This window comes from uncultured Desulfobulbus sp. (assembly GCF_963662935.2).
Classification (GTDB): Bacteria; Desulfobacterota; Desulfobulbia; order Desulfobulbales; family Desulfobulbaceae; genus Desulfobulbus.
Map to the genome: position 1 here is coordinate 710,859 of NZ_CAXXTL010000001.1, position 26,996 is coordinate 737,854.

Here is a 26,996-nt window from a genome sequence, read left to right on the forward strand (position 1 = left end):
GGTTATTCCTTGATTCCGATGTAGATGGAGACGATGCCAAAGGTCAGTGGCCTTCGCGAAACGGCGCTGAATCCGGCTTCGCGCATCAGGGCTAGAAGTTCTTCCGGTTCGTAGAAAGCGGCAATCGAAGAGGCCAGGTACTGATAGGCCTCCTTGTCGCCGGAAATAAGGCCGGCTACGGCCGGCAGCACACGGTTCAGGTAAAAAGTGTAAAGCGGTTTGATGATTGGATTGGTTGGCCGGGAAAATTCAAGGATAAGCAGCTTGCCTGATGGTCGCAGGATGCGATGCATCTCTTGCAACCCTTGCAGGGTTCGCGACAGGTTACGCACCCCGAAGGCCACAGTGCAGCCCCAGAAGGAACTGGAGGGTGCCGGAATGATTTCGCCGTCACCGCAGACCGGAAAGATGCGCGCCTTGCGGTTATCGGCAGGAAGGGCCTTAGCGCCTGCCCGGAGCATATCCTCGCAGAAATCAACGGCCAGCACCCTTCTCTGAGCCGCCTGTCTGGTCAGTTCCAGGGCAAGAGGCAAGGTTCCGGCACAGAGATCGAGCACCCAGCCATCGGGAAATTTCCGCAGCAATCGGGTCGTCCTCCAGCGCCAGTAGCGGTCAATCTGCAAGGAAAGAAGTGAGTTGAGGAGATCGTACCGCCCACTGATCGAGGAAAACTTTTCTTTGACAAATTTTTTCTTATCATCAAGGAGTTGCGCGTCATTCATGAGAAATCACTCGATACCGATCTGCACGTTCTACAGGATAGTGTTATTGGAATATTTTCAGCGGTAGGGTCTCAGCCGGGGCCTCGCCCCGATCCACCAGATACTGAAAAAACCGCTCTAGAGCCAAGATTTTGACCGGAGTGAGATCGTGTTCAATCCCCATCAGATACCGTGAACAAGCTTCGCAATCCATGGGGATGCGTCGTGCCACCCGATCGCAGATCTCGGCCATGCGCAGGGTGCCCTGCTCCCGGCATTCGACCAGGGTTTGCCTGATAGCCCTGGCAGTTTCGGGCTGTTCAGCAAGGAAGGCCTCACGGACCGCGCACACCGAAAAAACAAAAGGCAGACCGGTGACCTTGTGCCAGATTTCACCGAGATCCAACTGGACAGGATACCGCCCCTCCGCTTTCAGCCGCAGGGCATCATCGCCGATCGCTAACACGGCGCTCACGCCTCTTGTATGGGCGCTGGCGCCGTACACATCACCGACGCCATAGCGTGGCTTGACTCGGTAAAATTCCTCAAGAATAATCTTAACCAGACGAATAGAGGTGTCGGATTGACCGCTCAGGATCATCAATTTCCCGTCAAGGTCCTCTGGTCGGAGTTGGGAAAAGAGAAAAACACTACCCACCGGGCCGGTGGCACTGATGGAAAGGTCGGCAAGGATCTGATAGCGAGCGGGATGCGCGGCGTAGGCATAAGAACTGACAAAGCCCATGTCGATCCGGTCTTCGGCCAGCAGGGCGTTTAACTGGCTCGGTTGTCCTTCGATCATCTGCCACTCAGCCGGTAGGGTGCGCTCCTTCCAGATTTCATAGATGGGAGCCGTGTTGATGTAGTTCACCATACCGATGCGCACCATACTTTGCCTCATTGTGGAATCCGGGCCGGTTTAAGGAAGTCGCCGGTATGCACCAAAAAATGGTAGATCTGTTCGGCGTTCTTCAGGTTGTCGGGAATCGGTACGGCTAGCAGATCCGCCTCCTTGCCTGGTTCCAAGGCGCCAAGACGATGTCCCAGGCCCAAGGCTTCGGCTCCGCCTAGAGTGGCCATCCTGAAAATTTCGGAGGGCATAACAGTCGCGTGCGCCTCTGCCAGAAGGCGCATCTCACGCCAGAGAGAAAGTTTAGGATTACTGGCGAGACTATCTGTGCCCAAGGCAGGCAGAATGCCCTGGTCGAGATAGTCCTGCACCGGCGCCTTTCCTGTCTGCAGAAATTGGTTGCTTCCGGGACAGAGACAGACCTTGACCCCTTCTCCGGCCATGATCCGGATCTCCTCATCGGCGACATGAATAGCATGGATGCACAGGGTTCGATGGTCGAGGATACCAAGATCCCGTAGATAATGGACCGTGCCGCCGTTGCCCCTGGAGGTGAAGGAGCCATCCCAGAAGCCGCGCTGCCGGACAAAGTCCACCATCTCCCCCCTACCCTGCCGGATCATTTCGCCCTCAGCTGCCGGCTCGGCGGTGTGAACAGGAAAGATATGACCAAGATCCGTTGCCCGTGCTTTGAGGTGCTGCAATAAATGGGGATGAGTGGAATACGGCGCATGACCCGAACAGAGGGTGGTCTCATTTTCCTGGCCCAACCGCTGCAGATTTTTCGACAACGTGCTTTCGGCCAGACCGAGATATTCCTTATACGGAAAAAGTACTCCGGGAAACGATGCGGCCAGATTGCGACCGATCGACGTATTGCCAACGTCGGCCAGCACACTGACTCCCGAGCGGTACTGTTGCTCGATGACCTGCAAGGCCGTCTGTTCTGCTTGCACACCGACCGCACCGAGGGTGTCGCGGAGTTCGAGCAATCGGCTGATCCAGCCGGTAAAAGTGGTGTCCAATGGTGCGGCGGCCAAGGCGGCCAGGTGGGAAAGTTCGAGATGGATATGGCTGTTGATTAGAGCCGGCGTCAACACCGCATGCGGGTGATCAACCACCTCGGCGAGAGGATACGGCTGCCGCACTTGCTGCAATTCGCCGACCGCGAGGATTTTCCCTTGGGACACGGCAATGCCGCCCGCCTTGATGGGCAAACGGCTTACCGGCACAATCCAGGGCGCACTGTGGATACGGATCGAACCAGCGTCCATCAGACCGGGGTGTAATCCATCAACCGCTGTTGCGGCTGAAAACCGGCGTCGATAACCAGACCCCTGATTTCTTCTTCCGACAGACGGAAGCGAATGCCAGCGGCAGCCACCACGTTTTCCTCGATCATGGTCGAGCCAAAGTCATTGGCCCCGAAGAACAGGGAAAGTTGGGCGATTTTCGGCCCCTGGGTGACCCAAGAGGCTTGAATGTTGTGGACATTATCGAGAAAGATCCGGCTCAGCGCCAGCATGCGCAGATAACTGACCGCCGTGGTCTTCTCAATCTTGCGCACGGCGGCAAGCGGAGTGTGGTCGGGTTGGAACGGCCAGGGAATAAAGGCAGTGAAGCCGCCGGTTCGGTCCTGCAGGTCACGGATTCGCTGCAAGTGTTCCAACCGCTCCGCAGTGGTTTCGATATGGCCAAACATCATGGTGGCGGTGGTGCGCAAGCCGAGACCATGGGCGATCTCCATCACTTCGATCCACTGGTCAGCCGTGCATTTTTTGGGTGCCATTTCTTGCCGCACCCGGTCGCTGAGGATTTCGGCGCCGCCACCAGGAATAGAGCCAAGACCGGCGGCCATCAACCGTTGCAGAACCTGTTCGATCGAGAGACCGGACAGTTGGCTAAAATGAACAATCTCAGGCGGAGAGAAGCCGTGGATATGGATACCGGTTGCTTTCATGAACCGGAGCATATCCTCATAAAATTCCAGCGGCTTGTCCGGGTGGAGGCCGCCTTGCAACAAAATCTGGGTACCGCCGAGTGCCTGGGTCTCAGCTATTTTTTGCGCCAACTCAGCCTGTGACAACACCTGACCACGGCCATCCTCAGGGGCTTTGAAAAAAGCACAGAACTTACAGGCGGAAATACAGATATCGGTATAATTGATATTGCGGTCAATGACATAGGTGACCACCGGTTCGGGATGCAACCGCAGACGAACCGCATGGGCGAGAAAGCCCAACTGATGGAGGCTGGCCTCCCGCTCCAGGCGGAGGAACTCTTCGCCGTTGATCCTCTGGCCCGCCTCAATGTGCGCGATGATAGCCTGCATGACCGTCAGTAGGTGGCGAGAACAGTGTAGAGGGTGTCACGTTGCACCGGCTGCCTCCCGGCTTCCTTGATCAGCCGAATCAGGGTTTTGTGGCCCATGGCTTGCTCGGTTTCCGCACCGGCCATGTGGGTAATGACCTCTTCCTTGACCGTGCCGTCCATATCATCGGCACCGAAGGCCAGGGCCACTTGCGCCAATTTAGGACCGATCATAACCCAATAGGCCTTGATGTGCGGGAAATTATCGAGCATCAGCCGGCTGACTGCGATATTTTTCAAATCATTGATACCGGTCGTATTGCTGTGTTCCGCCATCTCGGTATTCTTGGGATGAAAGGCAAGGGGGATAAAGGCTAAAAAACCGCCGGTCTCGTCCTGGGCGCATCGCAGGGTATCCAGATGCTCGAGACGTTCGTCAATAGTCTCGATATGACCGTAGAGCATAGTGGCATTGGTGCGTAATCCTTGGCGGTGGGCAATTTTCGCCACATCGAGCCACCCCTCGCCGGGCAGCTTCTTTTCGCAGGTTATCTGGCGAATTCGGGGACTGAACACCTCGGCACCCCCGCCGGGCAGCGATCCGAGGCCGGCGTCGACCAGATCCCGCAGGGTCAGGTCGACCGGTTTTCCCGCCAACTGCGCCAGGTGATGGATTTCGACGCAGGTGAAAGCCTGGATATGGACATCAGGCCGCACCTCCTTGATGCCGCGCAAGAGATCAAGGTAATAGGAAAACGGCAGGTCAGGATGAATACCACCGACCATGTGGATTTCACTGATCGGTTCGTCGAGACGTTGCCTGACCTTGGCCTTAACTTCCTCAACACTCATCTCGTAGGCGAGCGCATGCCCTTTTTCTTTACCAAAGGCACAGAATTTACAGAGATTGGTGCAGATGTTGGAGTAGTTGATATGCTGGTTATAAATGAAAAAAGCTTGGTTGCCGTTCTTTCGTTCCCGGACAATGTTGGCCAGATAGCCGAGGGCGAGGATGTTGGGATGGTGAAAAAGGGTTTGCCCATCTTCGAGCGTCAGGCGTTCCCCATCACGGACTTTTGCTAGAATCCGTCCCAAACCAGCTTGTTCGATGTATGCATCCATGGTGTTGTGCGCGTGCCTCAGGGGCAAAAAAAGAAGCCCCTTGGAGCAAGGGGCTCATGTTCATTGAGATGGTGGAAGGATTAATCGAGAAAGAAGCGGAGTTTTTCCCTGCGGCTCGAGTGTCGCAAACGGTTCAGCGCCTTTTTCTCAATCTGCCGGATACGTTCTCGGGAGACATTAAAGCGTTTGCCGATCTCCTCCAGGGTATATTCGGCTTTTTCGCCGATACCAAACCGCAACCGGATGATTTTTTCCTCGCGATCGGTCAGTGTTGACAACACCTCGGTTACCCGATGCGCCAACTCGCGGTTCTGTACCGCATCGTAGGGCGACTCCGATTCCTGATTTTCAAGAAAATCTCCCAGGGTCGAATCATCGTCACCCACAGGAGTTTCGAGGGAAATGGGCTCACGGGATGCCTCGAGGATGGCCAGGATCTTGTCCATCGGCAGATCGGTCATCTTGGAGATTTCCACCGGTGTTGGTTCGCGTCCCAGCTCCTTGAGCAGAGAGTAGAAGGCCTTGAAGAACTGGCTGCGCAACTCGAGGAAATGGACAGGCAAACGGATGGTGCGGGTCTTGTCGAGGATAGCCCTGGTGATCGCTTGCCTGATCCACCACGAGGCATAGGTGGAAAATTTATTGCCTTTTTTGTAGTCGAAACGGAAAACAGCCCGCATCAGCCCGAGATTTCCCTCTTGAATCAAGTCGGCGAGGGTCAGCCCCTGATGCATGTACCGCTTGGCAATGGAAACAACCAGCCGGAGATTGGCCCGGATCATCGAATCCTTGGCAAACTCGATCGAACGGTTGTACGCTTCGATTCTGGTGGTTAGTTCAAACAGCTCACGCTTGTCCGGGTAGTTCCGGTTGGCAATGCTGACACAATGCTTCATGTAATTGAGCTGCTGTTTCTTTGGCTTGAGTGTCGGATCGCGACGCTGCCAGAGATCGATGCGGTCAACTAACATTTTGATTTCAGTGACGCCGGATGTATCGAGTCGAATCGCCTCGATGATGGCGTCAAATCCTTCCCGGATTGTCTTGGAATATTTGGCTTCCTCCTCAGGGGTGAGCAGATCGAATTGCCCCATCTCCCGAAGATAGGTGGTGGTCGTTTCCTCTGACTCGTGCTCTTCACTGTCGGGCAAACTATCGGAAGAGCCATCGTCCTCGCCGCTTTTTTTCCCGGTCCATTCTTCGCCGGAAAGGGTCTTCCTTTTTCCAGATTCTTCCTGGGTAACAATTTCAATATTGTTTTCACCAAGAAAATCAAAGAGTTCTTCTATAGCCCCCGCATCTTTCACCTGTTCGGGGAGCAGATCGTTAAGATGTTGAAAAGTAATGCAGCCTTCATCCTTTCCGGCTTCAAGAAGGTCATTTTTTATACCTGCTAGCACCTGCCTTCTCCTTTATAATGTGCATTCGCACATAAAGTGTTTTAAGAGACAAAAAGAATATTATAGGATAATCTTTCAGAGTAAAAAAGCAATCGAAGAGTGGTTTTTTTGCGGAAAAAGCATACAATCATGCCGCATTCCTTGGCAGTTCATGGGAGCAACAAGGTTAGGCATGTTACCTCGAGTGGGGATTACAACGGATGAGCAATGAATGATACATCGGTAAACACTGTCCAGCAAAGGTCAAGCGGAATTTTGCTGCCGGTTTTCTCTCTTCCCGGATCTTCCGGAATAGGCGACATCGGCCATCCTGCTCGGCAATTCATTGATTTTCTCAAGAAAAGCGGCCAGAGTTGCTGGCAGATTTTACCGCTTGGTCCCACGAGTACCATCTTTGGTGATTCGCCCTACATGAGTTACTCGGCCTTCGCCGGCTCCCCCTTTTTTATTAGCCTCGACCTCCTGGCAGAGCAACAACTGCTGCGAAAAGAAGAAATCGAGACTCCGGTTTTCTCCGAATATACCGTCGATTATCAGCAGGTCGCCGACCATAAAAAAAAGATCCTTGCCTTGGCGTGGAAGCGTTTTCAGGCTATGCCTAAGAACATGCGGCTTCTGGAAGATTTCATTGGAAGCCACCCCTGGTGCGTTGATTACGGACTCTTTCTCGCACTCAAAGAACTCTATCAGGATAAACCCTGGTATGCTTGGCCTGCTGCCCTCCGGCAGCGACAGCCGGCAGCCCTTGCTCAGGCAACTCGAGAACAGACGGCCCTGATCGATTATTTCCTCTTCGAGCAATACCTCTTTTTTACCCAATGGCAGCAGCTTCATGCATATGCCCAGGAGCAAGGCATCCGAATTATCGGTGATTTGCCCATTTACGTTGCTCTTGACAGTGCTGATGTCTGGGCCAACCAGGAATTGTTTCAACTTGATCAAGAATGCGGTGAACCTACCCATGTCGCCGGTGTCCCGCCTGATTATTTCAGTGCAACCGGTCAACGCTGGGGTAATCCGTTGTACCGTTGGAACACTGAAGATTTGGGGACTAAGCAAAGACTGTGGGATTGGTGGGAACAACGGTTGCGGCTTAACTTCACCCTGGTCGACACGCTCAGGATTGACCATTTCCGAGGCTTTGAATCCTACTGGGCTGTTCCTGCGGAAGAGGAAACAGCCTTAAAGGGCTGTTGGCTGCAAGGGCCGGGACAACCATTTTTCGAGGAAATGGAGCGGCGGCTAGGCGGGATGTCTATCATCGCCGAGGATCTGGGTCATATCACCCCGGAGGTCGAAACGCTCCTGCAAAATCTCGGTTACCCGGGGATGAAAGTCCTGCTTTTCGCCTTCGACGGCGATCCGAACAACAGTTACCTCCCCTATAATATAGAAACAAACTGTGTTGTTTACACAGGTACCCATGATAATGATACCGCTGTTGGTTGGTTTCTTAGTCCCGAAGTGGCTCCGGAGAGCAAACAGCGGGCTAAACGTTTTGCCAACCGGATGGACGATCAAGCCGGAACTTTTCACCAGGATTTGATCTACCTGGCACTCTCTTCCTCGGCCGACCTGGCAGTCCTGCCGATGCAGGATGTCCTTGGTTTCGGCAACGACTGCCGCCTGAACAGCCCCGGCACCACCGTTAATAACTGGCAATGGCGTTGTGCAGAGCGATTCTTCAATGAAGCCGTTGCGACCGGGTTATCTGATCTCACCAGGCTGTTCGGCCGGTTACCTCCACTGGATACCGGAAAAATGAACGGCGATTGTGCAAAGGACAGCGGCTTACCGGAACAATCGGCTCCTTCGTGTGCTCTTTAATTACAAAAAAACCAAAGGCATTCTGGTAAAAGAGAAGCGGCTTTGATGCCTTCACGCGCTCAAGATCCAAAATTTAAATTTGTCGGCTACCACACAACAGGCTCACTGCAGGCTGCTCTTTTCTGGGTCAGCGACGGTTCTCATTACACGCGCAACACCCTGTACCTCTCGCCTCGACAGTTCGATAGTCAAAGTTTCTAGCGAAAATACAAATAAACGAGATAAAAATGAATAAATTTAATAAATTAGCACAGGCTATGTCTCTGGTTTTTCTGCTTTGCTGCTTTAACAACAAAGACATGCCCAGAGCTGCTGAATCAATGACAATTGAACCGGCCATGATCATCACCAGGGAAGATGCCAAGGCGCTGACCGGTGTCAGTTTTGAGGAATGCATCACCAGAGAACAGCCTGCTGTCGGTTTGAAATTATGCGTATATGATAAGGATGGCGCATTTCTGCAACTGGGATTGACGCAGCCTCAGAAAGGCGAAAAGAACACCCCTGAATCCATCTATAACTCAATTAAAGATGCCTTTAAAGATGCGGCAAAAGTTGAAGGCGTGGGCGATGACAATTTTATTGCGCCGCCAGGGTTGCACATCATGAAGGACGGATATTACATCACAATTTCGTTGGGGCTCATGACCAAAGACAGGGAAAAGCTGAAGGTAGCCGGAATGAAAGCGGTCCAGAATCTGGACAGATATACGCAGAAAAAATGACAAACTTCCCGATGACAGTTGCTACAGCTTAACGATACGATGAACGATCCCCTGCTCGGCGGCCAATCTATTCAAACCATGACTCTCCCTTCCATCATCAGGGACGCAAACAAGACAGCTCCTTTCGCTGCTTGTGGCAATTGATAAGGCTACCAATGCCAACCCTCCTCACGCATCCGGCAGTTCCACTTGCATTGGCTCTTGGCCTTGGGCGCAGCGCTCTTTCGAGACGATTACTGTTGACCGGTGTTGCTGTCTCTGTGCTCCCGGACCTCGATGTTCTTGCCTTTCGCCTTGGTATTCCCTATGCCGCAGACTTTGGGCACCGTGGATTCAGCCATTCAGTCTTGTTTGCCTTTCTTGCTGCCCTCGCTGGCTCTTGCTTGTTCCGCTTTTTTCGTTCCACATTCCTGCAGTCGTTCTCGTTTCTGTTCGTCGCCGTCTTCTCGCACGGTCTTTTGGACGCCTTGACCAATGGCGGGCTCGGCATCGCCTTTTTATGGCCTTGGTCAGGTGAGCGTTTCTTTGCACCAATGCAGGTGATTGAAGTTGCCCCTCTTCGCCTTTCTCGTTTTCTTTCTTTGAAAGGGGCCACCGTTTTGTGGTCTGAGTTTTTGTGGGTTTGGTTGCCCGTTATGGGTATGGCTTTTAACGGGATTTTACTTCGCCTAACCTTGAACCGGTATTCAATCAAACCCGTGCCAAAAGCCGTCATGGATGGTTAACTGCTCCATTGAACAGAATGATGGGACAAGCACCGAGCGTCCTATTTCACCTGCCTTTGTACTCGTACCGATGATCAATATGAACCCCAAAATCCACCCCACCCCCACGGTAGTGCTATGAAGATCGCCCCACTTTTCGCTCCTTTCGTCGCTGTGTTGCGTGGACTCCGCACTGTCTTTATCGCTCTTTTTGGCTGTTTCGGCTGGCAGCCCCCCCGATGGCTTTGCTGGATAGGCAGAACTCTTGCCCGCTTTTTTTTATGGACCGCCAAAAAACCTCTGACGGCCGCAGTCCTGTTGCTTGCCCTGCTGGGTGCTGCCGGCGGCGGCTGGTACGGTTGGCAATGGTACAGCCACCTGCCCCAACCTCACACCGTCGACTACCGGGTGATTGCCCCGGCCCTCACTGAGTATGAAAAGTCGCCAGTGGTGATTGCGCCCCTGCGCATCCGGTTTGCCGAATCCGCAGCACCGCTCGCCCTAGCGGGCAAACCGGTGGTCTCCGGTCTGCGCTTGGAGCCCACCCAACCCGGTTCATGGCGCTGGCTTGATGACCGCACCCTGGAATTCAAGCCCGAAGGTGACTGGCCGGTAGCAGGTGCTTTTACCCTGGCCTTTGCCAAGGAGAATTTTTTTGCCCCGGGCGTGCTGGTACGCGACTATCAAACCACCTTTACTACTGCCCCCTTCAGCGCAACCATCGCCGCCAGCGAACTCTATCAGGACCCAGTAGATAGCCGACTCAAAAAGATGGTGACCACTGTCGATTTCTCCCATCCGGTGGATGAGGCCAGCCTGAAACGGGCGATCAACCTTAAACTGGGTGAAGGGCTTGCCTTTCGCGACGCCGGCAAAGAGTCCTGGAGCCTGACCATCGACAAGAGCAGCCTCCATGCCCACATCCATTCCGCACCACTGGCTGTGCCCTTGGAATCGGTACCGATCACCCTGGCCCTGGACAAAGGCATCGGGGCCGCCCGCGGCGGCAATCGCACAGAACACATGATTGAACGGGCGGTGACCGTTCCCGGCCGCTACCAGCTGACCTTCAACAATCTGGAAACAAGCTACGTCACCAATCAGCAGGGCGCACCGGAGCAGGTCCTGATGTTCGACAGCACCTTTCCGGTGGCCGACGAAACTATAGCCAAGCATGTGCGCGCCTGGCTGCTGCCCGAAAAACAGGACGGCTGGGATTCCACACGGCTGGGCGAGGCTGACTTGAAAAAGGCACAACTCCTGCCGCTGACCCAGATTCCCAGTGCCGAACCCCTCAACAGTCACCACAGCTTTACCTACCGCGCTCCAATCAACCGGAAGATTGTTGTCAAAATCAATGAAAAAGTCGAGGCAATAGGCGGTTATCTCTCTAAAAAAGAGGAAATCAGGCTGCTCAACACCGGCGAATACCCCAAGGTCCTCAAACTGCTGGGCAACGGCGCCTTATTGAGCTTAAACGGCGAAAAACGGGTTGGTTTTATGGCCCAGGGACTGCCGGGTATGAAGGTGGAAATTGCCCGCCTCGTTCCTGGCCAGTTGCATCAGATTATCGATCAGAATTACAACGGCTTTTCCCAGCCTTCGGTGTACGGGGAAAATTTCGACCGGCTGGTCGAACGGATGGAATACACTCGTGAATTTACCAACCTCGACCCGGCCAAACCGCTGTACGACGCCGTTGATCTGCGTACCTATCTCAGTGCCGAGGGTGGTCGTCGCGGCGTCTTTGTCCTCCGGCTGACCCCCTTTGATCCCAAACAGCCCAAACGCGAATACAGCGACTATCCGCAAGGTTCGGAAAACGGTGACCGCCGCTTCATCGTCGTGACAGATCTCGGTCTGATCAGCAAACGCACCTTGGACGGCGGCCAGGAGGTCTTTGTCCAGTCGATCGCCACCGGTACCCCGGTTGCCGGTGCCCGAGTCGAGGTCATCGGCCGCAACGGTCTGGCTATCGCCGAGGCCATCACCGACGCCCTAGGGCATGCCCGTTTCCCGCAGATGAACGAGTTGAAGCGTGAAAAAACACCGATCATGCTGGTGGCCAGCCTGGAGAATGACCTTTCCTTTCTGCCCCTGGGGCGTGGCGAACATCAGGTTGATTTAACCCGGTTTGATATCGGCGGCGCGGCCAACGAGAGCGGCCCGGAGCAGATTTCGGTTGACCTGTTCACCGATCGCGGTCTTTACCGGCCAGGGGAGACCGCCCATATTGGCTACATCCTCCGCGCCGCCGATTGGAATACCCGGATCGAGGGTATGCCGATCGAAATTGAGATCACCGACCCGCGCGGCATGGTGGCTTGGAATCAGCGCCGCACCTGTCCGGCCAGCGGCTTTGACGTGATCGATTTCAGCAGCAATGAGACCGCGCCCACCGGCGAATATGCGGCCTCGGTCTATTTGATGAAAAACAACCGCCGCAACACCCTGATCGGCAGCACCAGCTTCAAGGTGCGCGAATTTGAGCCAGACCGGATGAAGGTCGACCTCAGCCTGGCCGAATCGCCGGTGATCGGCTGGGTGCAGCCGAACCAGGTTAAGCCGCTGGTCAAGGCCCGGCATCTCTTCGGCGCTGATGCCTCCGATCGGCGGGTGACCAGCCGGATGCAGTTGAGCCCTGCCCTGCCCGCCTTCAAGCAATACCCAAACCTTCGTTTCCATATCGACGGCGTACTCAAGGAGAGTGTGGACGAGGAATTGGCCGAAGCCAAGACCTCGGCAGATGGTACGGCTCAACTGCTGCCGAATCTGGAGCGCTTTGCCCAAGCGACCTACCGTCTCCGCCTGACCGCGCGGGTGTACGAGGCCGAAGGCGGCCGCAATGTTGCGGCCGAGCAGGAAACCTTGGTTTCGGCGGCCCCTTACCTAATCGGGGTGGGCAGTGCCGATGCACTGGAATACGTTGCCAAGGGCGCGGTCCGCAAAAGCCGCTGGCTGGCGGTGGGCCCGGACCTGCAGCCCCTGGCTGTTGACGGGTTGCACCTGGCCCTGGTCGAATACCGCCATGTCTCGGTGCTGGTCAAACAATCAAGCGGCGTCTACAAATACGAATCGCGGCGCAAGGATCTGGAAAGGGACAACAAACCACTGGCCCTGGCCAAAGAGGGGGCGGAGATAACCCTGCCCACCGGCGAGCCGGGCGATTTTGCCTATGAGATCCGCGACGCCAAGGGCACGGTGCTCAATCGGCTGACCTGGACCGTGGCCGGCGCCGGCAACCTGAGCCGTTCGCTGGAGCGCAATGCCCTGCTGCAGATCAAGCTCGATAAACCCAGCTACGCGCCGGGCGAAACCATCCAGATCAGCCTGCGCGCCCCCTACACCGGGTCGGGTCTGATCACCATCGAACGCGACCGGGTCTATGCCCACGCCTGGTTTAAGACCAACACCACCAGCAGTGTTCAGACCATCACCGTGCCCAAGGATTTGGAGGGCAATGGCTATATCAACGTCCAGTTCGTCCGCGATCTCAACTCACCCGAGATCTTTATGAGTCCGCTCTCCTCCGGCGTGGCTCCCTTCAGTGTTGCCCTGGATGCTCGCAAACTGCCGGTTGCCTTGAAAACCCCGGCCCTGATTGAACCGGGCCAGGAACTGAAGATGGAGTTCAGACCAGGAGAAGCAGCCAAGGCAGTGGTCTTTGCCGTTGACGAGGGCATTCTCCAGGTGGCTCGTTACAAGACTCCGGACCCGCTCGGACATTTTTTCCAGAAACGATCGCTGGCGGTGGAGACCTCGCAGATCCTCAGCTTGATCCTGCCCGAATTCAGCCGTTTGTTGGCGGCGGCTGCTCCCGGAGGCGACGGCGAGGACGAGATAGGTGCTCATCTCAACCCCTTCAAGCGCAAGCGCAAGGGACCGGTTGCTTTCTGGTCAGGGGTGGTCGATGTGCCGGCCGGCGGTCGCAGTTTCAGCTATACCGTGCCCGACAGCTTCAACGGCAAGCTGCGGATCATGGCCGTGGCGGTGACGCCGCAGCGAATCGGCGTTTTTGAAGGGGCCACCGAGGTGCGCGGCCCCTGGGTGCTGACTCCCAATATTCCGGCCTTTGTCGCGCCGGGCGATGAATTCACCGTCAGTACCGGCGCTTTCAGCAACCTGAATGCAGCCAGCGACGTGACTCTGCGTCTGCAAACCAGCGCCGGGTTCACCATCATCAACGAGCCCAATCAAAAAATGGAGGTTGCTCCCAGTCGCGAGGGGATTGCGGTTTTCCGCCTCCGGGCCGGTAACGTCCTCGGGTCGGCTGATCTCACCTTCATCGCCGAGAGCAAGGAGGGCAAGGCCCGCATCGGCGAAACCGTCTCGATCCGGCCAGCCACCCCCTACCGCGTCGGGTTGCGGGCTGGATTGTTCAAAGAACAGGCCTTCAGTCTGGAAAAACAGCGTGATCTCCATGACGAACACCGCAAGGTCGAACTGGGTTTTGATCATACACCCCTGGTATGGATGCAGGGGCTGACCACCTATCTTGACCAGTATCCCTACGCCTGTACCGAACAGTTGCTCTCCAAGGCTATGCCCGCCCTGATTGCCGCCAAACCGGAGGAGGCAGCGCGGGCCGATTTCAAACCCCTGCAGACAGCCTTCACCATGCTTCGCCAACGGCAGAACGAGGCCGGCGGTTTTGGCCAATGGGCCAGCAATTTGGTGGTTCAACCGGAGATTTCTGTTTATGCAGCCGATTTTCTGATTGAGGCCAAGGAACGGGGCGCCACGGTGCCAAGTGATCTGCTGCGCCAGAGCCGTGCCTATCTGGAGCAGCTGGCCAATGGTCCGGCCGAAGGATTGGCTGAGTTGCGCATCAAGGCCCGCGCCGCCTACCTGCTCACCCGGCAGGGTGTGGTGACCAGCGCTGCTGTGGCAGCCACGGTCGAGCAATTGGAAAAGCACCACCGCCAGACCTGGCGCACCGATCTGACTGCAGCCTATCTGGCGGCCAGCCAGGCCCTGCTCAAACAGCGGCGCGAGGCTGATCGGCTGATTGCCGGAGTGCCTTGGCAAACCACCGCACAGGGTAAAACAGCCGTAAGTGATCGATTCATGAGCTTCTATGACGATGATCTCAGCCACGATGCCGAACTGCTGGCCCTGACAGCGCGGCATTTTCCCGATCTTCTGGTTAAGCTGCCGGATGCGCTCTTGCCGGCGCTGGGCGAGCGATTATCCAAGGATCAGTATCATTCGCTCTCTGCAGCCCTGCTGATCCGGGCCTTTGACCTCTTGGGCCGAACAGGTACCGTCAAGAGCGGGCAGCTGACCGCCGAGGTAGGCCTGATGGATGGGGCCACCAAACCCTTGGCCCTGACGGGCAAGCCGCTGCACACCGCCGTGCCGCACGGTTGGAACAAGGTGTTCCTGCGCAAGGAAAACGAGGGATTGCCCTCGTTTTACCAGTTGACCGAGGCTGGATTTGACCGGCAGCCGCCCGTTGGCCCGCTACAACAGGGGATCGAAATCATCCGCGAATATCTTGGCGCGGACGGCAAACCGCTCACCGAGGTCAAAGTGGGGGCGGAGTTCACCGTTCGGCTGCGGTTGCGGGCCACCGAACGCGATACCCTCAGCGAAGTGGCGATTGTCGATCTGCTCCCCGGCGGGGTGGAACCGGTGATCGAGATTCCGGCGGAACCGGTGGAAGAGGTGGTCGAAGCCGACGAGAGCGGAGAGAATCAAACTGCTGGGGAGGCAGGAGTAACCGAAGCAGCATCGAGCGAGGAGGTGTCGACCGGGTGGGAGCCTGATTTTGTCGATACCCGTGATGACCGGGTAGTCCTCTATGCCGGACTCTCGCGTGATGTCGCGACCTACGATTACAAGGTGCGGGCCACCAATGCGGGTGTCTATCGGACCCCGCCCCCGTACGCCGAGGGCATGTACGAGCGTGGCCTGCAGGGCCGCGGTGAGAGCGGCATCCTGACCATCGTCGAGCCGTGAATTCCGGGCCCGGCGACACCAGCACCGGGCTCGGAACTGTTTGGCCGGGAAAACGGGGTTGGCTGTACATCGGCGCAACAGCGCTCCTGCTCTACCTCGTTCTCGCCGGCCTGTGCCTGCTGCCGGCCGAACCGCTCCGTGCGGGCATCCCCTCCTCGTGCCTGGTGCGGGCCGTTGACGGCTCGACGCTGCGCCTGACCCTGAGCCGCGATGGTCAGTACCGGCTCTGGACACCACTGGAGGCAATAGCGGACGCCACCGTGGCGGCTCTTCTGCTCAAGGAAGACCGGTCTTTTTATTGGCACCCGGGCGTCAATCCCCTTTCCCTGACCCGCGCCGTCTGGGCCACCTACGGCCGGGGCGAGCGTCAGGGCGGCTCCACCCTGACCATGCAGCTGGCCCGGCGGCTCTTTCACCTCAACACCCGGCAGATTCCTGGAAAGATCAAACAGATTGGGCTGGCTCTCTGGCTGGAGGCCCGCTACTCCAAGAAAGACCTGTTGGAGGCCTATTGCAATCTTGCTCCCATGGGCGGCAATATCGAGGGGGTGGGAGCTGCCGCCCGGATCTATTTCGGCAAAGAGGCCAGCCGGTTAACCCTGGCCGAGAGTCTGGCCCTGGCCGTGATGCCCCAGAATCCCGCCAAACGGGGCGATTTCGATGCAGAGCAGCAACAGGCTCGCCGCAGGCTGGCCCTGGCCTGGCATGAACACCATTCGCATGAACTGTCGGCACCTGCTCTGCTCGACCAGGACATCTCCGGCCGCACCCGCCTGCCCTTTCTCGCCCCGCATCTCACCGATCACCTGCTGCAGAACGCCGCTGGCGAAACGGTGATCGACACCACCCTCGATCCCCGCCTGCAAGGGTTGATCGAACGGCTCCTCCATCAATATATCAACGAGCACCGCAACCTAGGGCTGGTCAACGGGGCAGTCCTTCTGGTCGATCGCCGCGATATGAGCGTCAAGGCCCTTGCCGGGTCTGTTGATTATTTCGACGCCGCCATCCAGGGCCAGGTCAACGGTGTCCTGGCCAAACGCTCGCCCGGTTCCACCCTCAAGCCCTTTCTCTACGGATTGGCGCTTGATCAGGGATTGATCCATCCCCTGTCGATCCTCAACGATGCGCCCACCGCCTTCGGCCCTTTTCAGCCGGAAAACTTCGACGGCCGTTTCGTCGGCCCGATCTCGGCCCGCGATGCCCTCATCCGCAGCCGCAACGTCCCGGCGGTCTGGCTGGCCAATCAACTGCAGCACCCCACCCTCTACGATTTTCTCCACAGCGCCGGCATCGGCCGCCTGCGTTCGGAAGCGCATTACGGTCTGGCCCTGGTGCTCGGCGGCGGTGAGCTGACCATGGAAGAGCTGGCTGGTCTCTACGCCATGCTGGCCAACGACGGTCAACTCCGTCCCCTGCGCTACCGCCAACGCGATCCCCAACCCGAAGGTGTCCGCTTGCTCTCCCCCCAGGCCGCTTTTATGGTCCGAGACATGCTCGGCGCCAATCCGCGTCCGGATCAGCGGCAGCCTCACCACCGCTCCTGGCCGGTTGCCTGGAAAACCGGCACCTCCTGGGGTTTTCGCGACGCTTGGACTGTCGGCCTGGCAGGAGATTATGTGCTTGCCGTCTGGATCGGTAATTTCGATGGCCGACCCAACCCGGCCTTTGTTGGCGTCAAGGCAGCGACGCCGCTTTTTTTCCGCCTGACCGACGCGCTTGCCTTGACTCTGGCCGACGAAACACCTGTTCCAGCCAAACCACCACCGGGCGTCACCCGAGTCGAGGTCTGTGCTGCCTCCGGCGAACTGCCCAACCGCTGGTGTCCGCAGACCGCCCCCACCTGGTTCATTCCCGGTAAATCGCCGATCCGTGTCTCTACCCTCCATCGCCCGGTGACCGTGGACATTCGCACCGGTCTAGCCGCCTGCACGCCCACTGATCCAAACCAGATCCGGGCGGAGGTTTTTGAGTTTTGGCCCTCGGATGTACAGCGGTTGTTCCGCGAGGCAGGCCTGCCCCGCCGCCTGCCGCCCCAACTCGCTCCCGGCTGCACCCAGCCCGCCGCCGTAGCGTCTGTCGATGATCCCCCCCGGCTGCGCTCGCCCCTGGCGGGTGTGGTGTACACTTTACGCCTGTCGCGACCGGACGAAACTATTGGTCTCCAGGCCTCGCTCGGGGCTGGCTCGGAAACGATGTACTGGTTTGCGGGAACCCGATATTTGGGGAGTGCTCAGCGTGAAGGCATACTGCCGTGGCGACCGGGGAGTTCGGGCCGCTACGAACTGACGGTAGTCGATGATCAGGGACGCAGTGCTAGCCGTGATCTTGAGGTAGAGTTCTTGCCATAACTCTACCAGGGAGGCCAGACGCCGACCAGACTGTGGCCGGTGAGGGTGATGGTGGTGTTGGGGTTAGTTGCCCTCACTTGGGCAGCGACTTGCAGGTAATAGTCGATCGCCTGGGTGAGTTGTTCCGAATTATTGCCTGTGGCCAGGTTGGCATCAGCCAGTAGATCTCCAGTCTGCCCTGGATAGGTTCCGGCATAGGAGATGACGATTTCGTCGCCGCGTTGGAAAGAGACCGCTTCGAAGCCGCTACTATCATCATGTTCATGGCGTTTTTCTGTCCATTCGCTTGTATTAAGGAGTACGTTAATCACCGGACATTGACCACGCATTTTTCGAGGCGAACCGCAGTGAATAATGTAAATTCAATGGGTTATCATCAATGACAGATCAAGGTATGATACTAGAGAAGGCCCCCTGAGCACCCGGCGGACTATTCCGCTATAATGGGGGTATCAGCAACCCTTAGCAAGGAGGCCTTCTCATGCGATTGTACACCAAGCAACACAAGCATTACTGTGGAATCGACCTGCACACCAACAAAATGTACCTGTGCATCCTCAGCCAGGAAGGGGACATCCTGCTCCATCGCAACATCAAGACCGAGCCGGAAACCTTCCTCAAAACCATCGCCCCCTATCGGGATGATCTGGTGGTGTGCGCCGAGTGCATGTTCTCCTGGTACTGGCTGGCCGATCTCTGCGCCACGGAAAACATCCCCTTTATCCTCGGTCATGCGCTCTACATGCGAGCCATCCACGGCGGCAAAAGCAAGAACGACAAGATTGACTCCCAGAAGATCGCTGCCTTGCTCAGGGGCGGCCTCATTCCCATGGCCTACGTGTATCCCCAGCGGATGCGTGCCACTCGGGACCTGATGCGCCGGCGCAACCATCTCATGCGCAAGCGGGCCGAGCTCTTTGCCCACACCCAGAATACCGCCAGCCAGTACAACCTGCAGGTGCCTCTGGGCCGGATCGCCAAACCGCAAAACCGGGAAGGCTTGCTGGATCGGTTCGACGATCCCTCGGTGTGCATGTCCATGGCCGCCAATCTCGACATGATCGACGCCTATGACCGGGTGTTGGCCGTCCTCGAACAGGACATCATTGCCCACGCAAAGGAGCATGACCCGACTGCTTATGCCCTCTTGAAGAGCATCCCCGGCGTGGGCCGGATCAATGCCCTCAATCTGCTCTATGAGATCGAGGACATCAGCCGCTTTCCCAGGGTTCAGGATTTCGCCTCCTATTGCCGCCTGGTCACCTGCTCCAAGGAATCCAACGGCAAGAAATACGGCAGTGGCGGCAAGAAGATCGGCAACGCCCATCTCCGCTGGGCCTTTTCCTTGGCTGCGCAACTGTTCCTCAAAAGCAACGAACCGGGCCGGCAATTCCACGACAAGCTGGTGCGGAAACACGGCAAAGGCAAGGCGCTTTCCATCCTGGCGCACAAGCTCGGCCGAGCGGTCTATTTCATGCTGAAAAACCGGCAGGGGTTCAACATGCATACGTTCCTGGCCGTCTAATCGAGGGGACGGGCGAGCCCGACACCTAACTGGAGCTTTTTTCGAGCATATCCGCATGGCCCTCCGGAGCATATCCTCCGTCTGCCGTCAGCATTATGGGCCATGGTCTGCCGGTTGCACCGCAGCCAGAAGGCTTGATTGGCCGTCCGTCCCGCTCGTTGAACATCTGCTTGTTGATGTGGTTCTGCCCCTCACCCGAGCCCGGCTCTAACTCTGGCATGCCGCCGCATGACCAAGCCGTTTTGAATGGGACGGCACGAGGGTACGCGATTGTTTCTAGGACGCGACAACAAAATCCTTGCCGCAATCACCCGGCCTTCGTTCCCGGCGAGCCCGCGAATGGAACCCGGTCTCCGACGAGCAAGAGAGTGGCCCATTCTCGACCGGGTTCCATTCGCTCGTTGCTCTTGCCAGCATCGTCTTAACTGGCAAAGTGGTTGATCCTCGATAAGTGTTTGGCGCAGAGTCACTCTGTCGTCGAATATGAAACCCAAGTCAGGGCGCGCTTCATCGGGCAATTGGTCGGATTGTACCGACCACAGAGTGATAAGTTCATCGCTCCCGGATACCTTTATCCGTTGACAACCGGGGGCCTTCTAAGTGTTCGGTGATTAACGACCGTGTTAATAACAGGAAACCAATTTATTTCATTTCGCGTTGATTGGTAAGCGCGCCCGGCCATTAATGCTAATTGGATATCGGTAGCAATTTTATTTCTCCTTCTTGCTGTTCTTGAAAAGCCTGTCGCAAGGACATTAAGTAGGGGTAACCATTTCTCTTTCACAAACCTTCAAACATCCTTCATGGTTTGGTTGGTCGGAAAACCAATCAATCGAAAGCCATTTGTGCTTTTCAGTGTGAATATGCTCAACGCAGTTATTTGATCCGGCTAACGGTTCCCGCTGGATGGTCTGGTGTTCGGGTTGCCTGTATTCCGAGACAATCTTTTGAATCATTTCTTTGGTCATAAAGCTGGTTCCAGCCCGTTCCACCACAATGTCCGGCATGGAGGAAATCATATTGACCGTCTTGATCTCGGCTGGCAGCTCCTGTAAGGAGATGAGCTGCCACTGGCTGTTGACGTACTTAAAGATGACATACGGGGGATTGGGCCGACCCCATTTGTTGTAGGAGAGACAGCCCATGGGTTCAACCACCAGATAGGCGGTATTGTTGTGCACATCCAAGAGCTTCGGCAAAAAACTGGAACTGCCCAGATTCTGGCTAAAGTGGTCTTCCCAGGTTATCTTCTGCCTGGCGTCCGGCATGGTGAATGATAAACGCTGTTCTTTGTAGGGCGGCTTTTGGCCGATCTCATGCCCCCCGCCGCGAACCACCGACCGATCCACCACCATCGTCCTGCCGTCGTGGAGCAGAATCTCCTCCTGCCAGCTCGTACCCAGCCCCAATGGGTTGGAATCAGCCAGGGACATGCAGCCGCTCAAAAGAGTGGGCAATAACGCCAAAATGCACCATAACGCTTTGACATCTGGGGCTCTATAACGGCGATGCTTGCGCATCAGAGCATGATCGGAGTATCCTGGCTAGTAATCCTGAATAAGTATCTCAACTCCAAGGTCTTTTTTGATTCATGGTTCCACCAACATCTCCCCACACCCTTAGTTTTCTCGGCATCCTTTTTTACCGTTTTTTCCGCCTCGGGCTGACCGCTTTCGGCGGTCCGGCCATGATTGCCTATATCCGTGACATGGCGGTGCAGAAGGAAAAATGGCTCGATCAGGACAGCTTCAAACAGGGGGTGGCAATCTGCCAGACGATCCCCGGCGCCACCGCCATGCAGATGGCGGCGTACGTGGGGTTACGGGCGGGTGGTGCCTGGGGAGCGATCGCGGCTTATGTGGGTTTTGGCCTGCCGGCCTTTGTGCTGATGGTACTGCTCTCGGCTCTCTACGGGCAGAGCCACGATCTGGCGACCGTGGTTTCCATCTTTGCCGGATTGCAGGTGATTGTGGTGGCCATGGTGGCCCATGCGACTGTTCATTTTGGCCGTTCCACTCTGCGGGACTGGCGCGACCTGGGCCTTGGCTTGGTAGTGGCAGGGTTTCTGCTGATCGGCGGCAATCCGCTGGTGGCTATTCTCGCTGCCGCTCTCCTGGGCTGGCTGCTCTTTCAACAGACCATCCAACCGGGGCAGCAACAGCCACAGTCCCGGCTTCCGTTGGCGTTTTCCACCCTCATTCCCGCCTTGCTGCTCAGCCTAGCCCTGATCCTTGGAATCTTCCTTTGTTTTTTTCTGGATCAACGGCTCTTTGATCTGGCCCTGATGATGACCAAAATCGACTTTTTTGCCTTTGGCGGCGGCTACGCCTCGGTGCCGCTGATGTTCAACGAGGTGGTGACCGGCAAGCAGTGGATGACCAGCCAAACCTTCATGGACGGCATTGCCCTTGGCCAGGTGACACCTGGCCCAATCGTCATCACCGCTACTTTTGTCGGCTTTTTGCAAGCTGGGTTGCCCGGAGCCTTTGTTGCCACCGCGGCTATCTTCGCTCCCTCGCTGATCCTCCTCACCGCCGTGGTCCCGACCTTTGACCGCTTCCGGCACAACATCTTTTTTCAGCGAGCCATGCATGGCATCCTGGTGTCGTTCACCGGATTGCTGCTTTCGGTCACCCTTCGGTTCGCCCTGGCTATCCCCTGGAATTTCTTTCGGGTGGGCCTGGTCGCCTTAGCTCTGTTAGCGCTGTGGCGCAAGGTCGACATCCTCTGGATGGTGCTGGCCGGAACGGCGGTCTCAGCCCTGCTTTTGTAGATTTCAGTTCTGCCCTTACCTCGGCATTAAGCCAATATCGAATTCTTCCGGAAACACCAGCGGCCAAGTATCGGCAGCGACAGCACCAGCAGCAGACCGGTTGCCGCTAGCATCAACCAGTGCGGCAAAGTCTCGGCTACCTCGCCGATGGTTGCCGCTGCTGAAAGTCCCAGGGAGAAGTAGAGTCCGTCAAGCGCCAGACCGCAAAGGACACTGACCACCGAAATCGAGACCAAGTAAACGGCCATCCCTCGTTTCCCCAGAATTTTTATCAGGACTGCCAACGCGGTAATGTTGGTGGCCGGTCCGGCAAGGAGAAAAACCAGGGCCGCGCCTGGACTGACCCCCTTGAGGATCAGGGCCGCAGCGATCGGTGTCGAAGCGGTCGCACAGATATACATCGGAATGCCGACCGCCAGCATCAACAGCATGGAACCGATGCCGCCGCCGAGGTGCCGGGTGATCAGGTCGTCTGGAATAAAGACGGTGATGCAGGCAGCAATTGCGATGCCGACGAAAAACCAACCGGCCAGATCTCCCCAGATGTCCGTGATCGCATAGCGAAGCCCTTGCGTCAGTTTGCTCCATAATCCGATCGGTGGTGGCTCATTGTGTGCACAACCGCAGTCGTCAGTGGCGCAAGTTGAGGCCGGCACCAAGGCCATCGGCAGGGTGCGAAGCGCCTGAGGGCTCCCCTCCCGCCAAAACAACATATTTTCCAAAACTCCGGCGACAAAGGCCGACAAAAAGGCGGCCAGAGGCCGGGCTACGGTCATCAACGGGTCGAGTAGAGCCCAGGACACGGCAATCGAATCCACTCCCGATTCCGGAGTAGATATGAGAAAGGCCGTGGTGGCGCCGTTGTTGGCTCCCTGTTTTTTTAATTGAGCCGCAGCCGGCAACACCCCGCAGGAACAGAGCGGAATGGGCACCCCAAGCAGGGCCGCCTTGAAGACCGATTTAATCTTGCCTGTCCCCAGGTGCGCCGCAACGTAATCGGCGGAAAGAAACATCTTGAGGAGTCCGCCCACCGCCAGACCAAAGAGAATATAAAGCGAGGACTGCTCGAGCAGGGTCCAGGCTGCAATCAAAATTTCAGTGAAATAATGCATAACCTACCGCCAAATTGAAAAATTATTCCCGGATGTGTTCCAGGGCCATGTGGATCAGAGTATGAATGTGATCGTCGTTGAGCCGGTAATAGAGGATCTGTCCCTGCCGCCGGTTCTTGACCAGCGCCATCTGGCGGAGCAGCCGCAACTGATGGCTGACTGCCGATTCCGAGCATTCAAGATGGGCGGCCAAATCGCAGACGCACATCTCACCGTGCCCCAAGGCCCACAAAGCCCGCAACCGGTTAGGATCCCCCATGGCTTTAAACAGGCCAGCCATGGCCTCATATTCGCTAACCGGTAATGCCGCGTCCCGCGCCTCGGCAATTCGTGCCTTATGAATGCAGCGAACCCCGCATAAATCCTGCTCGTTCTCGTCTAGTTCCGCCATGCCACTCTCTTATATGAAAATATGTTCACATTTAAAATTAAAATAGTCTGCACGTCAAAAGAAGTCAAGGATCGTCCGACGATCCTCTTGTATTTTATCCAAAATTTGATCATCCTCTATCCCGACATTGATCACATCCTAACATTTATCCGACATATATATGCCCGTCAGCCGGGATACCTTGTTACTGATTGCATAAACCTGAGAACAGGCATCATCAGGATTGCAGAGCCGTTCGGCATCAGCCCCGGTTTGCATCAATGATCCTGTTCTTCGAGGGATTGAAAACAATGGAGGGGAAAATGAGAGGAAAAAAATGGCTCTGCGTCACGACCTTTGCCGCAGTGACCTTGCTGTCCACTGCTGCCTTGGCCGAGATGCCCAAGTATGTCTTCTTTTTTGTGGGAGACGGCATGTCCAGTGCCCAGATTCAGGCCACCGAGGCCTACCTGACCATAAAAAATGGTGGCAAGACGACCGAGGCCAAGGATCTTTTGAAAGAAGAAAATCGGCTGAACATGAGCAAATTGCCGGTTCAAGGAATGCAAACTACCTATGATGCTCATTCCTTAATGACCGATTCCGCCTCTGCAGGAACGGCCTTTGCCTGCGGCATCAAAACCATGAGTGGCGTTATCGGCATGGATGACACCAAAACGATCAGCTATAAGAGTATTGCTCAACTGGCTGAGGAAAAAGGCAAACGGATCGGCCTCATTTCCAGCGTCTCCCTGGACCATGCCACCCCAGCCTCCTTTTACGCCAGCGTGCCCAGTCGTGGTGATATGAACACCATCGCCAAACAAATGGCGGCTTCCGGATACGACTTTTTCGGCGGCGGCGGGCTGGCGGCTTCCGAGGCGGATGCTATCAAAACGCAGATGAAAGGGGGGGGCTATACCATTCTCAATGACCGGGAATCCATCCTGGCCTTGAAAAAGGACCCGAAAAGCAAAGTGGTGGCAATCAATCCCTTTCTGCAGGATGCCGCTGCCATGCCCTACGCCATCGACCGTCCTCAAACCAACCTGTCGTTGGCCGAGATGACCGAGGTGGCCATTGCCTCTCTCGTCACCCGGAAAAAAGACGGTAAAAAAGGCTGGATGGCCAAGGATGAAGGCTTTTTTCTGATGGTGGAGGGCGGCAAGATCGACTGGGCCTGCCATGCCAACGATGCCATGGCCACCATCGGCGACACCATGGATTTCGACGATGCGGTCGGCGTGGCGCTTGATTTTTACCGGGCCTATCCGTCCCAGACCCTGATCGTGGTCACCGGCGACCACGAAACCGGTGGCATGACCGTCGGCCACGCCACCACCGGATACTCCGCCTATTACGACCGGCTGCTCGATCAAACCAGCAGTTTCCAGGCCTTTGGTTTGAACGAATGGAAAGCCCATTATGATGCCAATAAGGTGGGCTACAGCTGGACCGCCCCCAACAACCTGGAAAGCAGCAGCGAGATGATCGGCTTGATGAAGAGCGTTTTTGGTCTCGAGTGGGCCAGCCTCAATGAGTATCAGAAGGAAAAACTCGAAGATGCCTACGACAAGTCAATGAGTGGCCAAAACGATAACAAAACCGATGAAAATAAACTGCTGTACGGCGGCTATGAACCAATCATCGTCACCATCACCCACATCCTCAACGAGCGTGCCAGCATCGGTTGGACCTCCTATTCCCATACCGGTGTGCCGGTACCGGTTTTTGCCATCGGTGCCGATGCAAAACGCTTTGCCGGGTTTTATGACAACACTGACATCGCCAAACAGATGGCCTGCTCCATGGGCATCTGGCAGCAACTGCCCGTTGTGAAGACAGCAGCAGTTCAATAATTCTGTGTTTCTCTTACTCACCAACCCACGGCGCTGCTCCCCCTTGGCAGCGTCGTGGGTCTTTCTTTTCAAAGTCCATGAATTCATTCCACCGCGAACTGCTTTTTTCCCTGATCATTGCCCTGCTGTGCACCGTCCTTTTTTTCCTCGACATTGCCCACGTTCCTCCGGCCCCGAGCGGCATTCGCTGCCGTGGCCTGATCAATAATGTCGATAATTCCAGGGTGCGCACTAACCTGATCGTCAAGACTAACATCCAATCCCTGACCGTTCAATTGCTCTCCGGACCCCACGAAGGCCAGCAGGTTGAGGTGGTCAATATGCTTACCGGCAAAATGGAACTCGACGAGTTCTATGAACCGGGCACAACCATCCTGGTCGAATACGGCGCTCCCGACGGCAAACCGGTTAATGCCGTCGCCCGTGGTTCCTATCGGCTGGGGTTGCAGATTTTTCTCATTGCCCTTTTTGCCCTCCTGCTTTTCGCAGTAGCCGGGGTCACCGGCCTCAAGGCTGGTCTCTCCTTTGTCTTTGCGGCCCTAGTGTTATGGAAGCTCTTTTTCCCTCTCCTGCTGCTCGGTTATCCGCCCTTGGCCACCGGACTTGGCATCGTCACCCTCCTAACCGGTGTTATCTGTTTTTCCGTGGGTGGTCTTACTAGACGCGGTTTAGCGACTTTCGCTGGTTCCATGTTGGGACTCCTGCTCACCTGTGGTCTGGCGTCCCTGTTTACCCACCTGTTCCGGCTGCACGGAGCGGTCCGGCCTTTTGCCGAAATGCTCCTGTATTCGGGATACTATCATCTCAACCTCACCGATATCTTTGTTGCCAGCGTCTTCATTGCCTGCTCCGGCGCGGTCATGGATCTGGCCATGGACATCGCCGCGACCATGGATGAAATCAAATTCCGGCATCCGGAGATCGGCATACTCGAACACATGCGCTCCGGCCTCCGGGTTGGCCGTGCGGTCACCGGCACCATGACCACCACGTTGCTCCTGGCGTATTCCGGTAGCCATATCACTATGTTCATGGTTTTTCTCGCCAAGGGGTTGCCTCCGGCCAACCTGCTCAACGCCCCCTTTGTTGCCGCCGAAATCCTCAATATCCTGGTCGGCAGCTTCGGGGTGATTGCTGTCGCTCCCTGCACGGTGGTCATTGCCGCTTTGCTGTACCGCTCCGCCCCCTCTCAACGTTCTGCAGTTAAAACAAATGTCGAGATGTAACGATTTCATCATATTCGCTGATTAGCGACCGTCTTTGTCTCCAAGATGCAATGAATATCTATCCTCCTGAAGACGGATAATTTTAACCTTGCTTATAACGAACAAACGCGTCCTCTTTCCCCTTGTTGCTCGCAGCTTGCACGGCTAAATTCAAACTTTGAATTCTCTTGACGCTTGTGG

The 26,996-nt window shown here is 56.3% G+C and carries 20 protein-coding genes; 9 read left to right on the top strand and 11 right to left on the bottom strand.

The genetic code is table 11. The features are described 5' to 3' along the window. Nucleotides 1–2: 2 nt before the first annotated feature. From ACHZCX_RS03065 to ACHZCX_RS03090, 6 genes are all read right to left on the bottom strand, one after another. Nucleotides 3–722, bottom strand: coding sequence for a ubiquinone/menaquinone biosynthesis methyltransferase (locus tag ACHZCX_RS03065; protein ID WP_319585766.1), 720 nt, complete (start codon nt 720–722; stop codon nt 3–5). A 43-nt stretch (nt 723–765) separates the two neighbouring features. Further along, nucleotides 766–1,590, bottom strand: a complete 825-nt coding sequence (locus ACHZCX_RS03070) for a menaquinone biosynthesis protein (RefSeq protein WP_319585767.1) — start codon at nt 1,588–1,590, stop codon at nt 766–768. A gap of 8 nt (nt 1,591–1,598) precedes the next feature. After that, nucleotides 1,599–2,825, bottom strand: coding sequence for an amidohydrolase family protein (locus ACHZCX_RS03075; RefSeq protein ID WP_319585768.1), 1,227 nt, complete (start codon nt 2,823–2,825; stop codon nt 1,599–1,601). Further along, a complete protein-coding gene (gene mqnC / locus ACHZCX_RS03080; protein ID WP_319585769.1) occupies nt 2,825–3,883 on the bottom strand; it encodes a cyclic dehypoxanthinyl futalosine synthase in 1,059 nt (352 codons plus the stop codon). The genes ACHZCX_RS03075 and mqnC overlap by 1 nt, the downstream gene beginning before the upstream one ends. Nucleotides 3,884–3,888: 5 nt before the next feature. Next, nucleotides 3,889–4,983, bottom strand: a complete 1,095-nt coding sequence (gene mqnE, locus ACHZCX_RS03085; protein WP_394708743.1) for an aminofutalosine synthase MqnE — start codon at nt 4,981–4,983, stop codon at nt 3,889–3,891. Between the two features lie 80 nt (nt 4,984–5,063). Further along, entirely contained in the window at nt 5,064–6,383 is a 1,320-nt protein-coding gene (locus ACHZCX_RS03090; protein ID WP_319585771.1) for a sigma-70 family RNA polymerase sigma factor, read from the bottom strand. 207 nt (nt 6,384–6,590) lie between these two features. Between ACHZCX_RS03090 and malQ the strand changes: the two genes are divergently transcribed. From malQ to pbpC, 5 genes are all read left to right on the top strand, one after another. Continuing rightward, a complete protein-coding gene (gene malQ / locus ACHZCX_RS03095) occupies nt 6,591–8,210 on the top strand; it encodes a 4-alpha-glucanotransferase (RefSeq protein ID WP_319585772.1) in 1,620 nt (539 codons plus the stop codon). Between the two features lie 227 nt (nt 8,211–8,437). Further along, on the top strand, nt 8,438–8,935 hold the full coding sequence (locus ACHZCX_RS03100) for a hypothetical protein (protein WP_319585773.1): 498 nt from the start codon (nt 8,438–8,440) through the stop codon (nt 8,933–8,935). 155 nt (nt 8,936–9,090) lie between these two features. Further along, nucleotides 9,091–9,660: a metal-dependent hydrolase gene (locus ACHZCX_RS03105; RefSeq protein WP_319585774.1), complete on the top strand. Its 570-nt coding sequence runs from the start codon at nt 9,091–9,093 to the stop codon at nt 9,658–9,660. Between the two features lie 117 nt (nt 9,661–9,777). Beyond that, a complete protein-coding gene (locus ACHZCX_RS03110; RefSeq protein WP_319585775.1) occupies nt 9,778–15,600 on the top strand; it encodes an alpha-2-macroglobulin in 5,823 nt (1,940 codons plus the stop codon). 62 nt (nt 15,601–15,662) lie between these two features. Then, nucleotides 15,663–17,951 carry a penicillin-binding protein 1C gene (pbpC, locus tag ACHZCX_RS03115; protein ID WP_394708759.1) on the top strand — a complete coding sequence of 763 codons (2,289 nt, stop codon included), beginning with the start codon at nt 15,663–15,665 and terminating at the stop codon, nt 17,949–17,951. Nucleotides 17,952–17,953: 2 nt separating this feature from the next. Here the strand turns inward: pbpC and ACHZCX_RS03120 are convergent, their stop codons facing one another. Continuing rightward, a complete protein-coding gene (locus ACHZCX_RS03120; RefSeq protein ID WP_319585777.1) occupies nt 17,954–18,262 on the bottom strand; it encodes a hypothetical protein in 309 nt (102 codons plus the stop codon). A 170-nt stretch (nt 18,263–18,432) separates the two neighbouring features. Here ACHZCX_RS03120 and ACHZCX_RS03125 point away from each other — a divergent pair, with 170 nt between their 5' ends. Then, nucleotides 18,433–19,476, top strand: coding sequence for an IS110 family transposase (locus ACHZCX_RS03125; RefSeq protein ID WP_319585255.1), 1,044 nt, complete (start codon nt 18,433–18,435; stop codon nt 19,474–19,476). 25 nt (nt 19,477–19,501) lie between these two features. On the opposite strand, the gene ACHZCX_RS03130 is transcribed toward ACHZCX_RS03125, so the two are convergent. After that, on the bottom strand, nt 19,502–19,696 hold the full coding sequence (locus ACHZCX_RS03130) for a hypothetical protein (RefSeq protein ID WP_319585256.1): 195 nt from the start codon (nt 19,694–19,696) through the stop codon (nt 19,502–19,504). A 535-nt stretch (nt 19,697–20,231) separates the two neighbouring features. Further along, nucleotides 20,232–20,909 (bottom strand): hypothetical protein, encoded by a 678-nt coding sequence (locus tag ACHZCX_RS03135; RefSeq protein ID WP_319585778.1) that lies wholly within the window; start codon nt 20,907–20,909, stop codon nt 20,232–20,234. 158 nt (nt 20,910–21,067) lie between these two features. On the opposite strand from ACHZCX_RS03135, the gene chrA reads away from it, so the two are divergent. Further along, entirely contained in the window at nt 21,068–22,249 is a 1,182-nt protein-coding gene (chrA, locus tag ACHZCX_RS03140) for a chromate efflux transporter (RefSeq protein WP_319585779.1), read from the top strand. Between the two features lie 26 nt (nt 22,250–22,275). Here chrA and ACHZCX_RS03145 read toward each other — a convergent pair whose 3' ends face one another. Next, nucleotides 22,276–23,361 carry an SO_0444 family Cu/Zn efflux transporter gene (locus tag ACHZCX_RS03145; RefSeq protein ID WP_319585780.1) on the bottom strand — a complete coding sequence of 362 codons (1,086 nt, stop codon included), beginning with the start codon at nt 23,359–23,361 and terminating at the stop codon, nt 22,276–22,278. A 22-nt stretch (nt 23,362–23,383) separates the two neighbouring features. Next, entirely contained in the window at nt 23,384–23,752 is a 369-nt protein-coding gene (locus ACHZCX_RS03150) for a metalloregulator ArsR/SmtB family transcription factor (protein ID WP_319585781.1), read from the bottom strand. 302 nt (nt 23,753–24,054) lie between these two features. Between ACHZCX_RS03150 and ACHZCX_RS03155 the strand changes: the two genes are divergently transcribed. Then, entirely contained in the window at nt 24,055–25,590 is a 1,536-nt protein-coding gene (locus tag ACHZCX_RS03155; protein ID WP_319585782.1) for an alkaline phosphatase, read from the top strand. Nucleotides 25,591–25,667: 77 nt separating this feature from the next. Continuing rightward, nucleotides 25,668–26,816, top strand: a complete 1,149-nt coding sequence (locus ACHZCX_RS03160) for a YibE/F family protein (RefSeq protein ID WP_319585783.1) — start codon at nt 25,668–25,670, stop codon at nt 26,814–26,816. Nucleotides 26,817–26,996: the final 180 nt, after the last annotated feature.

What these genes read in the sequence shown, in the direction of transcription:
- chrA (WP_319585779.1), top strand. Translation starts at nt 21,068, where the DNA reads ATGGTTCCACCAACATCTCCCCACACCCTTAGTTTTCTCGGCATCCTT.
- ACHZCX_RS03065 (WP_319585766.1), bottom strand. Translation starts at nt 722, where the DNA reads ATGAATGACGCGCAACTCCTTGATGATAAGAAAAAATTTGTCAAAGAA.
- ACHZCX_RS03155 (WP_319585782.1), top strand. Translation starts at nt 24,055, where the DNA reads ATGAGAGGAAAAAAATGGCTCTGCGTCACGACCTTTGCCGCAGTGACC.
- ACHZCX_RS03110 (WP_319585775.1), top strand. Translation starts at nt 9,778, where the DNA reads ATGAAGATCGCCCCACTTTTCGCTCCTTTCGTCGCTGTGTTGCGTGGA.
- malQ (WP_319585772.1), top strand. Translation starts at nt 6,591, where the DNA reads ATGAATGATACATCGGTAAACACTGTCCAGCAAAGGTCAAGCGGAATT.
- ACHZCX_RS03100 (WP_319585773.1), top strand. Translation starts at nt 8,438, where the DNA reads ATGAATAAATTTAATAAATTAGCACAGGCTATGTCTCTGGTTTTTCTG.
- ACHZCX_RS03130 (WP_319585256.1), bottom strand. Translation starts at nt 19,696, where the DNA reads ATGCCAGAGTTAGAGCCGGGCTCGGGTGAGGGGCAGAACCACATCAAC.
- mqnE (WP_394708743.1), bottom strand. Translation starts at nt 4,983, where the DNA reads ATGGATGCATACATCGAACAAGCTGGTTTGGGACGGATTCTAGCAAAA.
- ACHZCX_RS03105 (WP_319585774.1), top strand. Translation starts at nt 9,091, where the DNA reads ATGCCAACCCTCCTCACGCATCCGGCAGTTCCACTTGCATTGGCTCTT.
- ACHZCX_RS03070 (WP_319585767.1), bottom strand. Translation starts at nt 1,590, where the DNA reads ATGGTGCGCATCGGTATGGTGAACTACATCAACACGGCTCCCATCTAT.
- ACHZCX_RS03150 (WP_319585781.1), bottom strand. Translation starts at nt 23,752, where the DNA reads ATGGCGGAACTAGACGAGAACGAGCAGGATTTATGCGGGGTTCGCTGC.
- ACHZCX_RS03160 (WP_319585783.1), top strand. Translation starts at nt 25,668, where the DNA reads ATGAATTCATTCCACCGCGAACTGCTTTTTTCCCTGATCATTGCCCTG.
- ACHZCX_RS03145 (WP_319585780.1), bottom strand. Translation starts at nt 23,361, where the DNA reads ATGCATTATTTCACTGAAATTTTGATTGCAGCCTGGACCCTGCTCGAG.
- mqnC (WP_319585769.1), bottom strand. Translation starts at nt 3,883, where the DNA reads ATGCAGGCTATCATCGCGCACATTGAGGCGGGCCAGAGGATCAACGGC.
- ACHZCX_RS03135 (WP_319585778.1), bottom strand. Translation starts at nt 20,909, where the DNA reads ATGTCCCTGGCTGATTCCAACCCATTGGGGCTGGGTACGAGCTGGCAG.
- ACHZCX_RS03075 (WP_319585768.1), bottom strand. Translation starts at nt 2,825, where the DNA reads ATGGACGCTGGTTCGATCCGTATCCACAGTGCGCCCTGGATTGTGCCG.
- ACHZCX_RS03125 (WP_319585255.1), top strand. Translation starts at nt 18,433, where the DNA reads ATGCGATTGTACACCAAGCAACACAAGCATTACTGTGGAATCGACCTG.